Below are 12,882 nucleotides of genomic sequence, written 5' to 3'. Positions count from 1 at the left end.
GCCCGGTTACATTCCGAACCCGGAAGCTAAGCCTTTCAGCGCCGATGGTACTGCAGGGGGGACCCTGTGGGAGAGTAGGACGCCGCCGAACAATCTTTCAAAGGACCCTTGGTCCAGCGTTCAACGCTGGACCAAGGGTCCTTTTTGTTTTGCCTCGAATTACGCCGAAGCGCGGCCATGGGTTGGTTGCGCGAGAATGACTAGCGGTACCCCGAAGACAGGAGTCACACCCATGTCCAACTATCCCGACGATCGTCCGGAGCGCGAGCCTCGGCGCAACGACGGCGGTGACAGGGGCGGCTACCGCGGGGGCCGTGACGACCGTGGGGGCGACCGTCCCCCGTTCCGTCGTGACGACCGTGGCGGCCGGCCGGCCGGTGGCGGCGGCGGTTACCGCCGCGATGACCGCGGTGGGCGTCCCGCCGGCGGTGGCGGTGGCGGTGGCTTCCGTCGTGACGACCGTGGCGACCGTCCGAGTGGTGGTGGCGGCGGTTACCGTCGTGACGACCGTGGCGGCGACCGTCCGAGCTACCCGCGTCGTGATGATGAGCGCGGTGGGTTCCGTGGTGGTCGTGACGACCGTGGTGGGGACCGTCCGAGCTACCCGCGTCGTGATGACCGTGGGGGCGACCGTCCGTCGTTCCGTCGGGACGACGACCGGGGTGGGCGTCCCTCGTACCCGCGTCGTGATGACGAGCGCGGTGGGTTCCGTGGCGGTCGTGACGACCGTGGCGGCGACCGTCCGAGCTACCCCCGTCGTGACGATGACCGCGGCGGGCGTCCTTCGTACCCGCGTCGTGATGATGAGCGTGGCGGGTTCCGTGGTGGTCGTGACGACCGTGGTGGGGACCGTCCGAGCTACCCGCGTCGTGATGACCGTGGTGGCGACCGTCCGTCGTTCCGTCGGGACGACGACCGGGGTGGCCGTCCCTCGTACCCGCGTCGCGATGACGAGCGTGGCGGGCGTCCTTCGTACCCGCGTCGTGATGACGAGCGCGGTGGGTTCCGTGGTGGTCGTGACGACCGTGGTGGGGACCGTCCGAGCTACCCGCGTCGTGATGACCGTGGGGGCGACCGTCCGTCGTTCCGTCGGGACGACGACCGGGGTGGGCGTCCCTCGTACCCCCGTCGTGACGACGAGCGTGGTGGGCGTCCTTCGTACCCCCGTCGTGACGACGAGCGTGGTGGGCGTCCCTCGTACCCGCGTCGTGATGATGAGCGCGGTGGGTTCCGTGGCGGTCGTGACGACCGTGGCGGCGACCGTCCGAGCTACCCCCGTCGTGACGATGACCGCGGCGGGCGTCCCTCGTACCCCCGTCGTGACGACGAGCGCGGTGGGCGTCCTTCGTACCCGCGTCGTGATGACGAGCGCGGTGGGTTCCGTGGCGGTCGTGACGACCGCGGTGGCGACCGTCCGAGCTACCCGCGCCGTGATGACCGTGGTGGCGACCGTGGTGGATACCCGCGCCGGGACGACCGCGGTGGCGACCGTGGTGGGTACCGTGGCGGCCGTGACGACCGCGGTGGCTACCGTGGTCGCGATGACCGTGGCGGCGACCGCGACTACCGTGGCGACCGCGACCGGGACCCGGTCAAGCGGCTTCCGATCGACGAGGACGTCACCGGCCTCGAGATCGACGCCGACGTGCGTCAGGAGCTCCTGAGCCTGCCCAAGGGCCTGGCCGAGGAAGTCTCCAAGAACCTGGTCATGGTCGCGCGGCTCATCGACGAGGACCCCGAGCAGGCGTACGCGTACTCGCGCATCGCCCTGCGGCTCGCCTCCCGTGTCGCCGCCGTGCGCGAGGCCGCCGGCTTCGCCGCGTACGCGACGCAGAAGTACAGCGAGGCCCTCGCGGAGTTCCGTGCGGCCAAGCGCATGACCGGCTCCGTCGAGCTGTGGCCCGTCATGGCCGACTGCGAGCGCGGCCTCGGCCGCCCCGAGCGCGCGCTGGCGATGGCCGGTGAGCCCGAGGTGCAGAAGCTGGACAAGGCCGGCCAGGTCGAGATGCGTCTCGTCGCGGCCGGTGCCCGGCGGGATCAGGGGCAGCTCGACGCCGCCATCGTGACCCTGCAGAGCCCGGAGCTGGCCTCCAACAGCGTCCAGCCCTGGACCGCGCGCCTGCGGTACGCCTACGCCGACGCCCTGCTGGCGGCCGGTCGTGAGGACGAGGCTCGCGAGTGGTTCGCGAAGACCCTCGAGGCCGACAAGGACGGGGCGACCGACGCCTCCGACCGTCTCGCCGAGATCGACGGTGTCGAGTTCGTCGACGCCGCGGTCGAGCCGGCCGACGACGTCGACCTGGACGACGAGGACGAGGACGAGGAGGACGAGGACGCGGCGGAGATCGCCGCGGCCGAGCGCGCCGCCGACGTCACCGAGTACTACGACGAGGACGACGAGGAGTACGAGCCGCTTGAGCAGTCCGCGGCCGACGCCGATGCCGAGGCCGAGGCCGACAAGGGCTGACGCAGGGTGATGTGAGGAAGGGCGGTACCCCGGTCGGGGTACCGCCCTTCCTCATGCCTTCGAGTGGGCACGGCCGGAGTGGGGTCAGCCGAGGCCGCGCAGGACCAGGCCCGTCGCCGGCTTCGGGCCGAAGGAGGTGGACTTGCGGGGCATGGTGACGCCCTGGCGGGCCAGGTCCCGTACGACTTCCTCCCGTACGGGGTGCAGCAGGACCGCGGTGCCGCCGTGGCGCTCGGCCTGTTCCACGGTGGCCGCGGCGTCGTGGATGTACGTGATCTGGTCCGGGGTGTCCGGGACGTGCCACAAGGCGTCGAGCAGGGTCGCGTGCAGCACCGTGGCGTCCAGCCGGCGCCAGGCCTCGGGGCGGTCGTGCCGGACCGTGCGGTCGAGGAGGTTCAGGTCGGGGTCGGTGACCAGGTGGAAGGTGCCGTCGCCGGTGAGGAGGAAGGCGTTGCCCCGCTCCGCGGCGTCCGCGAGGGACTCCAGGGCCAGCGGGAGCGGCCCCTCGACCCGGCGGAGCCGGAACCGGCCGGAGAGCGCGGCCAGGGCATCCGCGACGGGGAGGCGGCGCAGCATGCGGTGGATCGCGCGCACCTGGAGGGGGTAGCGGGCGGTGTCCACGAGGAGTACCAGGCCGAAGTCCCACGCGGTGGGGGAGCCGTGCTCCTCCTGGAGGCGCAGGTAGGTGGCCCAGCGGTGGTGGCCGTCGGCGATGAGGGCCTGGCGGTGGCTGAGATCGGCCGTCATGGCGGCCAGTTCGGCCGGGTCCGTGACGGCCCAGAGGCGGTGCTGGACGCCGTCCTCGGTGGTCGTCGACAGGAGGGGGGCGCGCCGGGCCGTCTGTTCCACGACGGCCGCCGCGCCCGCCGCAGGGTCGTCGCCCCGGTAGGTGAGGAGCAGGGGTTCGAGATTGGCGGCGGTGGCCCGCATCAGGCCCGCGCGGTCGGTGACCACGTCCGGCATGACGTCCTCGTGGGGGAGGACGATGCCCTCCTCGGCGGCGGACAGGGCGAGGGCGCCGATGATCCCGCGCTGGAGCAGACCGGCCTTGCGCTGCTCGTACACGTACAGCGCGGGCTCGGGGTCGGCGCTGAGGATGCCTTCGGCGATCCAGTGGTGCAGGGTGCGCGCCGCCTGCTCGTTGCGCGCGGCCGGGGTGCCGGCCTGGGGGAGGATCAGGCGGACGATGTTGTGCGGGTCCGCGGATTCCAAGTGGTCGACCCCGTCCGGGCGCACGACCACGTCGTACGGCGGCGAGGTGACGGCGGCGAGGCTGCCGACACGCTCCGGGACGTAGCGCAGGCCGTTGAAGGGGATCAGGCGCAGGCCTTGGTCCGCGGTGCCAGAAGAGGTCATTGGTGCATGGTAAGTCGCGTCTCGCCATGCGGGATGATCGGGGGAGTACGGAATCGGACAAGAGAGATCTCCCCCAGTTACCGCTGGGAGGGCCCCCGGAGGAGCGGACAGGATGACCCGGCAGAGCAGGACCAGTCCCGCGGCGAGTGAGCGGAGTCTGCACCAGGCGTACGACACGGCTCTGCTCGACCTCGACGGCGTCGTGTACGCCGGCGGGGAGGCCATCGCGCACGCCGTGGACTCCCTCGCGGTCGCCCGCGCGGAGGGCATGCACCTCGCCTATGTAACGAACAACGCGCTCCGGACTCCGGACGCCGTCGCGGAGCACCTGGGCGAGTTGGGCATCCCGACCGAGGCGGGCGAGGTGATCACCTCGGCGCAGGCGGTGGCCCGGCTGATCGCGGAGCAGGTGGATCCGGGGTCGAAGGTGCTGGTGATCGGCGGGGAAGGGCTGCGGGTCGCACTGCGCGAGCGGGGCCTGGTGCCGGTGGAGTCGGCCGAGGAGGAGGGGCTCGCGGCGGTCGTCCAGGGGTACGGGGGGCCCGACCTGGCGTGGGGTCGGTTCGCGGAGGCCTCGTACGCGATCAACCGCGGGGTGCCGTGGTTCGCGTCCAACACCGACCTGACGATCCCGGGGGCGCGGGGGATCGCGCCGGGCAACGGGGCCGCGGTGGAGGTCGTACGCATCGCCACGGGCGCCGAGCCGCAGGTGGCGGGCAAGCCGCTGCCCCCGATGCACCGGGAGACGGTGTTGCGCACCGGGGCGCGGCGGCCGCTGGTGGTCGGGGACCGGCTGGACACCGACATCGAGGGTGCCTTCAACGGGGAGGTGGACTCGCTGCTGGTGCTGACGGGAGTGACGGACGCGGCGCAACTGGTGCGGGCGGAGCCGCGGCACAGGCCGACGTACGTGGACCGGGACCTGCGGGGGCTGCTGACCGGCCAGCCGGAGGTGGAGCCGGCCGGGGAGGGCTTCCGCTGCGGGGGCTGGACCGCGGTCGCGGTGGACGGCCGGGTGCTGGAGCTGCGTGGGGAGGGCGGGGATCCGCTCGACGGGCTGCGGGCCCTGTGCGCCGCGGCCTGGACGGAGGCCAGGGACGGGGTCTGCGCCCTGGACGCGGAGAAGGCGCTGGCCAGGCTGGGGCTCTGAGGCCCGTCGTCGATTTCCCGTCGTCGCCCGGAGGGCGGCCGCGCGTGCCAGGCGCCGCGGGGCGCGCTAGTCCGGGCGTCCCGTCGGCAGGCCGGGGTCGTTCGGGTGATCCCGGTTGGTTCAGGGTAGGCTAACCTAACTCGCGTGTTGGTTGAGAGTCCCCCCGAACCCGAACCGGGCACGGCGTCCGTCCAGGACGCCGTCGCCCGCCCGCGGCATGCCCCCCGCGTCGCCGGTCTGCTCGCTGCCCTCGCGGTGTTGGCCCTGATCGCGGTCCTGAGCATCGCCGTGGGCGCCAAGCAGATGCCCCTCGACGAGGTCTGGCACGGCCTGTTCGACTACTCGGGGACCACCTCCGACGTGGTGGTGCGGGACCTGCGGGTCCCGCGCACCCTGCTCGGGCTGATGGTCGGGCTGGCGCTCGGCCTGTCCGGGGCGGTGATGCAGGCGCTGACCCGCAACCCGCTCGCCGAACCGGGCATCCTCGGCGTCAACGCGGGCGCGGCCGCCGCCGTCGTCTCGGCGATCAGCTTCTTCGGGGCGAGCTCGCTGAGCGAGTTCGTGTGGTGGGCCTTCCTCGGCGCCGCAGTCGTCTCCGTCGCCGTCTACGTGCTCGGTGGCAGCCGCAGCGCGACGCCCGTGCGCCTCGCCCTCGCCGGTACGGCGGCCAGCGCGGCCCTCGTCGGCTACATCAACGCGGTGCAGCTGATGGACAGCAAGGCGCTGGACAAGCTGCGCTTCTGGACGGTGGGTTCGCTGTCCTCGGCCAACATGGACACCGTCCGCCAGGTGGCGCCGTTCCTGCTGGCCGGCGCCGTGCTCGCCCTGACGCTGGGTCGGTCGCTCAACGCGATGGCCCTGGGCGACGACACCGCGCGGGCGCTCGGCGCCCACCTGACGCGGACCCGGATCGGCGCCATGGTCGCCATCACCCTGCTGTGCGGCGCGGCGACGGCCGCCTGCGGCCCCATCGTCTTCATCGGGCTGATGATCCCGCACCTGGTACGGGCCTTCACCGGCCCCGACATGCGCTGGGTGCTCGCCTACTCTGCGGTTCTCTCGCCGGTGCTGCTGCTCGGCGCCGACGTCATCGGACGGGTCGTCACCCGGCCCGCCGAACTCCAGGTCGGCATCGTCACCGCGCTGATCGGCGGGCCCGTCTTCATCCACCTCGTCCGGCGCAAGAGGATGGCCCAGCTGTGACCGTGACCGCCAAGGCCCGCCGGTTGAACCTCCCCGGCGGGATCTCCCTGCGCGTCGAACGGCGTGCGCTGGGCGTCGGGGTGCTGCTCGCCGTCGCGGCGTTCGCGCTGGCCGTGCTGCTCATCGGCACCGGCGACTTCCAGATCGCGCCGTGGGACGTCGTACAGACCCTGCTGGGCAACGGCAGCCCCGCCAACGACTTCATAGTCAACGACCTGCGGCTGCCGCGGGTCCTGGTCGCACTGCTCGTCGGCGCGGCCCTCGGAATGGCGGGGGCCGTCTTCCAGTCCGTCTCCCGCAACCCGCTCGGCTCACCGGACCTGCTCGGCTTCGGGTACGGGTCGGCGGCCGGTGCGCTCGTCGCCATCGTCCTGTTCAAGGGCGACGCCACCGAGGTGGCCGTCGGAGCGCTGGTCGGCGGGGTGCTGGCCGGGATCGCCGTGTACCTGCTGGCGTACAAGCGGGGGATCCACGGCTACCGGCTCGTGCTCGTCGGCATCGGCGCCTCCGCCATGCTGATGGCACTGATCCAGTACCTGATCACCAAGGCCCAGATGTTCGAGGCCACCCGCGCCACGGTCTGGCTGACCGGCTCGCTGGCGGGCCGGGACTGGGCGCAGGTGTGGCCGCTGCTCGGGGTGTGCGCGGTGCTCTTCCCGATGATCCTCTCGCAGGGCCGGGCCCTGCGGATGATGGAGATGGGCGACGACGCCGCGTACGCCCTCGGGGTACGGGTGGAACGCACGCGGCTGCTGCTGATGCTCGGGGCGATCCTGCTCACGACGGCGGCGAGCGCGGCGGCGGGGCCGATCAGCTTCGTGGCGCTCGCCGCGCCGCAGCTGGTACGGCGGCTGACCCGGTCGCCCGGCGCGAACCTGCTGTCCGCGGCGCTGATGGGCTCGGTGCTGCTGCTGGTGTCCGACTGGGCCTCGCAGCGGGCCTTCGGCGCCGACCAGCTCCCGGTGGGCGTGGTGACCGGACTCGTCGGCGGTGTGTATCTGCTCTGGCTGCTCGTCACCGAGCGCAAGGCGGGACGTATATGAACCTCAGGAGTGCTCAAGTGCAGCGGCTGACCGCGGAGAACGTGACCCTCGGATACGACGGGCGCGTCATCGCCGAGAACCTCTCGGTGGACATCCCCGACAACTCCTTCACGGTGATCGTCGGCCCCAACGCCTGCGGCAAGTCCACGCTGCTGCGGGCCCTTTCACGGATGCTGAAGCCGACGGCGGGGCGGGTGCTGCTCGACGGGCAGGCCATCGGGTCGTTGCCGGCGAAGAAGGTGGCCCGGACGCTGGGCCTGCTGCCGCAGTCCTCGATCGCGCCGGACGGGATCACGGTCGCGGACCTCGTGTCGCGGGGGCGGTACCCGCACCAGGGACTGCTGCGGCAGTGGTCGCCGGAGGACGAGCGGATCGTGCGCGAGTCGATGGCCTCGACCGGGGTCGCCGAGCTGGCCGACCGGGCCGTGGACGAGCTGTCGGGTGGGCAGCGGCAGCGGGCGTGGATCGCGATGGCGCTGGCGCAGCAGACGCCGCTGCTGCTGCTGGACGAGCCGACCACGTACCTGGACATCCAGCACCAGATCGACGTGCTGGACCTGTGCGCGGAGCTGCACGAGGAACAGGGGCGGACGTTGGTGGCCGTGCTTCACGATCTGAACCACGCCGCCCGCTATGCCACGCATCTGATCGCGATGCGGGGTGGGGAGGTCGTGGCGGAGGGGGCGCCGGGGGAGATCGTGACGGCGGAGCTGGTGGAGCGGGTGTTCGGGCTGCGTTGCCGGGTGATCTCCGATCCGGAGACCGGGACGCCGTTGGTGGTGCCGGCGGCGAGGGGTGCCCGTTCCCGGGCCGGGGTCGCGTAGCGGGCGCGGGCCGTCTGCCGTGCGCCTCGGGCGCCGATGGGGCTGGGGGTGGCTGGTGTCGCGCCACGGGTGCGGCTCAGAGATCGGGGCTCCGCCCCGGACCCCGCGCCTCAAACGCCGGCGGGGCTGTTTTTCCCTGGCCGGGGCTCACACGCCGGCGGGGCTGTTTCCCCTTCTCGGGGGTGCCCGCAAAATCGATGGTCACGGGTGCCCTCGGGCCGCGATCCTGGGCGTATGCCTCGACGTCTCATGTTCGTGCAGTTGAAGACGGGTTACAACACCGACTGCGGACCCTCGTGGATCGGGTGGGTGGACTTTTCCAAGACCTGGAGCACCGCGTACTTCCAGGGGCGGACGCTGCGTCGGGCAGGGGGGATGTCCGACGCGAACTTCTACGACCTGCAGACCGGCGAGGAGTTCTGGGTCTCCGGGCCGAAGCGGGACCGCACCGACACCCGCTACGGCCCATCCCGCCCTGAGATCGAGCCGGCGGCCGTCGAGACGTATCACGCCTTCCTGGAGGGTGCGCTCCTGCCGGGCCGGGAAAACGGCTGACACCGCCGCCCCGGGCGCCGTCGGCGCCCGCGGACGTCGAGGCTAAAGGAGGCTCTTCAGGCGGAGCAGGTCGCGGAAGCCCGCTTCCAGTTTCACTCGCCCCGAGGTCCAGGCCTTGGCGAACTTGAGGTTGCCCGCCACCAGGGCGACCAGGTCGTCGCCCGTCATCGCCAGGCGGATCTCGGCCTTCGTCGCGGGTGGGCCCGGGGTGACCGCGTCCACGCGGATCCGCCCGCCGTCGAGGCGGCCCGTGAAGGTCCGGTCGAGGTCCGTGATGTGGCAGCTCAGGGAGCGGTCCAGCGCGGCGGCGCCGCGGACGCCGCCGTCCGCGCCGGCGAGGTTCTCGGAGAGTTGGTCGAGTGCGGCTCGGCACTCATCGATCGTAGCCATCGTGATCACGACGGTACCGCAGAGCCGTGCGTGGTCGTGGGGCGCTTCGGGGTAGCGTCTGGGCATGGACGACGAAGAGGGCGCGCCCGCCGCGCCCGCCGAGCCCGCCGGGGCCGCACCGCTGGGGCTCGTACGGACGCCCACCGGGCACGACGCGGTCGACGCGCACCTGGCGCGACTGGCGGACGCGGACCACCTCGCGGCGGACGGGCACGTCGAGGTGTACGAGGATGTGCACAGGGGACTGCGCGACGCGCTCGACGCGCTGGACGCACCACCCGTCCCCGTACCTTACGAAAACAGGAGCTGAACCGAACGTGGCAGGAGTGGCACGCCGCCGCCTGGACGCCGAACTGGTACGCCGCAGCATGGCCCGCTCGCGGGAGCACGCCGCGCAGCTGATCGCCGCGGGCCGGGTGACCGTCGGCGGCACCACCGCGACCAAGGCGGCCACCCAGGTGGAGACCAGTGCGGCCCTGGTGGTGCGACAAGACGACAGCGATCCGGACTACGTGTCGCGCGGCGGTCACAAGCTCGCGGGGGCGCTGGCGGCGTTCCAGCCGCAGGGACTCCTCGTGGAGGGGCGCCGGGCGCTGGACGCCGGGGCGTCGACCGGGGGCTTCACCGACGTGCTGCTGCGGGCGGGCGTGGCCCACGTGATGGCCGTCGACGTCGGCTACGGGCAGCTGGCCTGGTCCCTGCAGAGCGACGATCGGGTCACGGTCAAGGACCGGACGAACGTCCGTGAGCTGACGGTGGAGCTGATCGACGGGATTCCGGTGGATCTCGTCGTCGGAGACCTGTCCTTCATCTCCATCGGGCTGGTGCTGCCCGCGCTCGTGCGGTGCTGCGCGCCCGACGCGGATCTGGTGCTGATGGTGAAGCCGCAGTTCGAGGTCGGCAAGGAGCGCCTCGGCAGCGGCGGTGTGGTGCGCAGCGCGGAGCTGCGGGCCGAGGCCGTGCGGGACGTGGCGGCGCAGGCCTGGAAGCTGGGCCTCGGAGTGCTCGGCGTGACGGCGAGTCCGCTGCCCGGTCCGTCGGGCAACGTCGAGTACTTTCTGTGGCTGCGGGCGGGGGCACCGGCACTCGACCCGTCGGATGTCGACCGTGCAGTGGCGGAGGGGCCGCAGTGACAGATTCATCGGGGGAACGGACAGTTTTCCTGCTCGCGCACACCGGGCGGCCGGCGGCCATCCGCAGTGCCGAGCTGGTCGTGAAGGGCCTGCTGCGGTGCGGGCTCGGCGTACGGGTCTTCGCGCACGAGGCGGCGGACCTGCCGCTGCCCGCCGAGGTGGAGCTCGTGGCGGAATGCACCCCGGGCGTGCTCGACGGCTGTGAGCTGCTGATCGTGCTGGGCGGGGACGGGACGCTGCTGCGCGGCGCCGAGTTCGCGCGGGCCTCGGGCGTGCCCATGCTGGGCGTCAACCTGGGGCGCGTCGGGTTCCTCGCCGAGGCCGAGCGCGACGACCTGGACAAGGTCGTGGAGCGGGTGGTGAGCCGGGACTACGAGGTCGAGGAGCGGATGACCCTCGACGTGATCGTCCGGACCAACGGCGACGTGGTCCACCGGGACTGGGCTTTGAACGAGGCCGCGGTCCAGAAGGTGTCCCCGGAGCGGATGCTCGAGGTGGTCCTGGAGATCGACGGGCGCCCGGTGTCCGGGTTCGGCTGCGACGGGATCGTCTGCGCGACCCCGACGGGCTCGACGGCGTACGCCTTCTCCGCGGGCGGACCGGTGGTCTGGCCGGAGGTGGAGGCCCTGCTGATGGTGCCGATCAGCGCGCACGCGCTGTTCGCGAAGCCGCTGGTGACCTCGCCGGACTCGGTGCTCGCGGTGGAGGTGCAGACCGGTACCCCGCACGGGGTGCTGTGGTGCGACGGCCGGCGGATGCTGGAGCTGCCCGCCGGGGCCCGGGTCGAGGTCCGGCGGGGGGAAGTGCCGGTGCGGCTCGCCCGGCTGCACCACGCGTCCTTCACGGACCGGCTCGTCGCGAAGTTCGCGCTGCCGGTGTCGGGTTGGCGTGGGGCGCCCCACTGAGCCGCTCCGTACCGTGTAGCTAATAGCACATCCGTTCGGAGAACTTGGGGCGGGTGACGTCACATGGCACCCGTGAAACCTCGGTATGGTCGTCCCGTGCTTGAGGAGATGCGGATACGGTCGCTCGGGGTCATCGACGACGCGGTGGTCGAGCTGTCGCCCGGATTCACCGCGGTGACCGGCGAGACCGGCGCGGGCAAGACGATGGTCGTCACCAGCCTCGGGCTGCTGCTCGGCGGTCGCGCCGACCCGGCCCTCGTACGGATCGGGGCCAAGGCCGCCGTCGTCGAGGGCCGCATCGTCATGCGCCCGGACGCCCCCGCGGCCGTACGCGCCGAGGAGGCCGGGGCCGAGCTGGACGAGGGCGCCCTGCTGATCAGCCGGACCGTGTCCGCCGAGGGGCGCTCGCGCGCCCACGTGGGCGGCCGCTCGGTTCCCGTCGGCCTGCTCGGGGAGCTCGCCGACGACCTCGTCGCCGTGCACGGGCAGACCGACCAGCAGGGGCTGCTGAGGCCCGCCCGGCAGCGGCAGGCCCTCGACCGGTACGCCGGTGACGCCGTCGCCGTCCCGCTGGAGAAGTACGGGGCCGCCTACCGGCGGCTGCGCGCGGTCGCCGTCGAGCTGGAGGAGATCACCACCCGGGCCCGGGAACGGGCCCAGGAGGCGGACCTCCTGCGCTTCGGGCTGGACGAGATCGCGGCCGTCGAGCCGGTGGCCGGCGAGGACGCCGAGCTGGCGGCGGAGGCGGAGCGGCTCGGCCACGCCGAATCGCTGGCCTCGGCGGCGCAGCTCGCGCACGGCGCGCTCGCGGGCAATCCGGAGGACCCGGAGGGCATCGACGCGAACACGCTCGTCGCGGGAGCCCACCGTGCGCTGGAATCCGTACGCTCCCACGATCCGGCGACGCTCGGCTCGCTCGCCGAACGGATCGGGGAGCTGGGCATCCTGCTCGCCGACGTGGCCGGGGAGCTGGCGGGCTACGCCGACGACCTGGACGCCGATCCGCTGCGGCTGGCCGCGGTGGAGGAGCGGCGGGCGGCGCTCACCCAGCTCACCCGCAAGTACGGCACCACGGGCGACGTGGACGGCGTACTGGAATGGGCCGAGAAGGGCGCGACGCGGCTGCTGGAACTCGACGGCGACGACGAGCGGATCACGGAACTGACCGCCGAGCGGGACGGACTGCGCTCCGAACTGTCGCTGCTGGCACAGGCGTTGACGGACGCCCGGGTGGAGGCCGCCACGCGGTTCGCCTCCGCGGTGACGGCCGAGCTGGCGTCGCTGGCGATGCCGCACGCACGGGTGAGCATCGACATCCGGCAGGTGGAGGACCCCGAAGGAGTGGACGTCGACGGGCGCCCCGTCGCCTACGGCCCTTCGGGCACGGACGAGGTCGAGCTGCTGCTGGCCCCGCACCCCGGGGCCCAGCCGCGACCGATCGCCAAGGGCGCCTCGGGCGGTGAGCTGTCGCGCGTGATGCTGGCCGTGGAGGTCGTCTTCGCGGGCTCCGACCCGGTGCCGACGTACCTCTTCGACGAGGTCGACGCGGGCGTCGGCGGCAAGGCGGCGGTCGAGGTCGGCCGGCGGCTCGCCAAGCTCGCCAAGTCGGCGCAGGTCGTGGTCGTCACCCACCTGCCGCAGGTCGCGGCCTTCGCGGACCGGCAGCTGCTGGTCGAGAAGACCAACGACGGGTCCGTGACGAGGAGCGGTGTCACCGTGCTGGAGGGCGAGGACCGGATCCGGGAGCTGTCGCGGATGCTGGCCGGTCACGAGGACTCGGTCTCGGCGCGGGCGCACGCCGAGGAACTCCTGGCGGCGGCGCGCGCCGACGCGTGACGTACGGCCGAGGGGCCCGG

General features: G+C 72.7%; 12 protein-coding genes, 1 rRNA gene and 1 pseudogene. 12 read left to right on the top strand and 2 right to left on the bottom strand.

Annotated elements, in window-relative coordinates; translation table 11 throughout:
- The 3 genes and pseudogenes from rrf to ACIQ5Y_RS23080 form a co-directional block, all read left to right on the top strand.
- Nucleotides 1–91: ribosomal RNA gene (gene rrf, locus ACIQ5Y_RS23090) — 5S ribosomal RNA — on the top strand; the annotation flags it as partial.
- 159 nt (nucleotides 92–250) lie between these two features.
- Nucleotides 251–1,141 (top strand): annotated as a pseudogene (locus ACIQ5Y_RS23085) (hypothetical protein); the annotation flags it as partial.
- Nucleotides 1,142–1,645: 504 nt separating this feature from the next.
- Complete coding sequence (locus tag ACIQ5Y_RS23080) at nucleotides 1,646–2,467, top strand: tetratricopeptide repeat protein (RefSeq protein WP_403883459.1); 822 nt, start codon at nucleotides 1,646–1,648, stop codon at nucleotides 2,465–2,467.
- An 84-nt stretch (nucleotides 2,468–2,551) separates the two neighbouring features.
- Here the strand turns inward: ACIQ5Y_RS23080 and ACIQ5Y_RS23075 are convergent, their stop codons facing one another.
- The gene (locus tag ACIQ5Y_RS23075; RefSeq protein WP_403883429.1) at nucleotides 2,552–3,823 is read right to left on the bottom strand and encodes a DUF1015 family protein; all 1,272 of its coding nucleotides are present in this window, start codon (nucleotides 3,821–3,823) and stop codon (nucleotides 2,552–2,554) included.
- Between the two features lie 112 nt (nucleotides 3,824–3,935).
- Here ACIQ5Y_RS23075 and ACIQ5Y_RS23070 point away from each other — a divergent pair, with 112 nt between their 5' ends.
- From ACIQ5Y_RS23070 to ACIQ5Y_RS23050, 5 genes are all read left to right on the top strand, one after another.
- On the top strand, nucleotides 3,936–4,973 hold the full coding sequence (locus ACIQ5Y_RS23070; RefSeq protein ID WP_403883427.1) for an HAD hydrolase-like protein: 1,038 nt from the start codon (nucleotides 3,936–3,938) through the stop codon (nucleotides 4,971–4,973).
- Nucleotides 4,974–5,117: 144 nt separating this feature from the next.
- A complete protein-coding gene (locus ACIQ5Y_RS23065; protein WP_403883425.1) occupies nucleotides 5,118–6,176 on the top strand; it encodes a FecCD family ABC transporter permease in 1,059 nt (352 codons plus the stop codon).
- Entirely contained in the window at nucleotides 6,173–7,219 is a 1,047-nt protein-coding gene (locus ACIQ5Y_RS23060) for a FecCD family ABC transporter permease (protein WP_403883422.1), read from the top strand. Before ACIQ5Y_RS23065 ends, ACIQ5Y_RS23060 begins: the two co-directional genes overlap by 4 nt.
- 17 nt (nucleotides 7,220–7,236) lie before the next feature.
- Complete coding sequence (locus tag ACIQ5Y_RS23055) at nucleotides 7,237–8,043, top strand: ABC transporter ATP-binding protein (protein ID WP_403883419.1); 807 nt, start codon at nucleotides 7,237–7,239, stop codon at nucleotides 8,041–8,043.
- A gap of 234 nt (nucleotides 8,044–8,277) precedes the next feature.
- Nucleotides 8,278–8,598, top strand: a complete 321-nt coding sequence (locus ACIQ5Y_RS23050) for a hypothetical protein (RefSeq protein WP_403883416.1) — start codon at nucleotides 8,278–8,280, stop codon at nucleotides 8,596–8,598.
- A 42-nt stretch (nucleotides 8,599–8,640) separates the two neighbouring features.
- On the opposite strand, the gene ACIQ5Y_RS23045 is transcribed toward ACIQ5Y_RS23050, so the two are convergent.
- On the bottom strand, nucleotides 8,641–8,988 hold the full coding sequence (locus ACIQ5Y_RS23045) for an SCP2 sterol-binding domain-containing protein (protein ID WP_384735149.1): 348 nt from the start codon (nucleotides 8,986–8,988) through the stop codon (nucleotides 8,641–8,643).
- A gap of 64 nt (nucleotides 8,989–9,052) precedes the next feature.
- On the opposite strand from ACIQ5Y_RS23045, the gene ACIQ5Y_RS23040 reads away from it, so the two are divergent.
- The 4 genes from ACIQ5Y_RS23040 to recN all read left to right on the top strand — a co-directional run bounded on the left by ACIQ5Y_RS23040 (nucleotide 9,053) and on the right by recN (nucleotide 12,862).
- A complete protein-coding gene (locus tag ACIQ5Y_RS23040) occupies nucleotides 9,053–9,298 on the top strand; it encodes a hypothetical protein (protein WP_403883412.1) in 246 nt (81 codons plus the stop codon).
- A gap of 7 nt (nucleotides 9,299–9,305) precedes the next feature.
- A complete protein-coding gene (locus ACIQ5Y_RS23035) occupies nucleotides 9,306–10,121 on the top strand; it encodes a TlyA family RNA methyltransferase (RefSeq protein ID WP_403883410.1) in 816 nt (271 codons plus the stop codon).
- Nucleotides 10,118–11,026: an NAD kinase gene (locus tag ACIQ5Y_RS23030; RefSeq protein ID WP_403883407.1), complete on the top strand. Its 909-nt coding sequence runs from the start codon at nucleotides 10,118–10,120 to the stop codon at nucleotides 11,024–11,026. Before ACIQ5Y_RS23035 ends, ACIQ5Y_RS23030 begins: the two co-directional genes overlap by 4 nt.
- A 108-nt stretch (nucleotides 11,027–11,134) precedes the next feature.
- Nucleotides 11,135–12,862, top strand: coding sequence for a DNA repair protein RecN (recN, locus tag ACIQ5Y_RS23025; protein ID WP_403883456.1), 1,728 nt, complete (start codon nucleotides 11,135–11,137; stop codon nucleotides 12,860–12,862).
- Nucleotides 12,863–12,882: the final 20 nt, after the last annotated feature.

It is taken from the genome of Streptomyces sp. NPDC096339, from assembly GCF_044762985.1.
Classification (GTDB): domain Bacteria; phylum Actinomycetota; class Actinomycetes; order Streptomycetales; family Streptomycetaceae; genus Streptomyces.
The sequence above is the reverse complement of the archived record's forward strand: the minus strand, read 5'-3'. Positions and strand labels throughout refer to the sequence as shown.

Excerpts from the sequence above, each read along its gene's own strand:
- ACIQ5Y_RS23040 (WP_403883412.1), top strand. The coding sequence starts at position 9,053 with ATGGACGACGAAGAGGGCGCGCCCGCCGCGCCCGCCGAGCCCGCCGGG.
- ACIQ5Y_RS23045 (WP_384735149.1), bottom strand. The coding sequence starts at position 8,988 with ATGGCTACGATCGATGAGTGCCGAGCCGCACTCGACCAACTCTCCGAG.
- ACIQ5Y_RS23070 (WP_403883427.1), top strand. The coding sequence starts at position 3,936 with ATGACCCGGCAGAGCAGGACCAGTCCCGCGGCGAGTGAGCGGAGTCTG.
- recN (WP_403883456.1), top strand. The coding sequence starts at position 11,135 with ATGCGGATACGGTCGCTCGGGGTCATCGACGACGCGGTGGTCGAGCTG.
- ACIQ5Y_RS23050 (WP_403883416.1), top strand. The coding sequence starts at position 8,278 with ATGCCTCGACGTCTCATGTTCGTGCAGTTGAAGACGGGTTACAACACC.
- ACIQ5Y_RS23075 (WP_403883429.1), bottom strand. The coding sequence starts at position 3,823 with ATGACCTCTTCTGGCACCGCGGACCAAGGCCTGCGCCTGATCCCCTTC.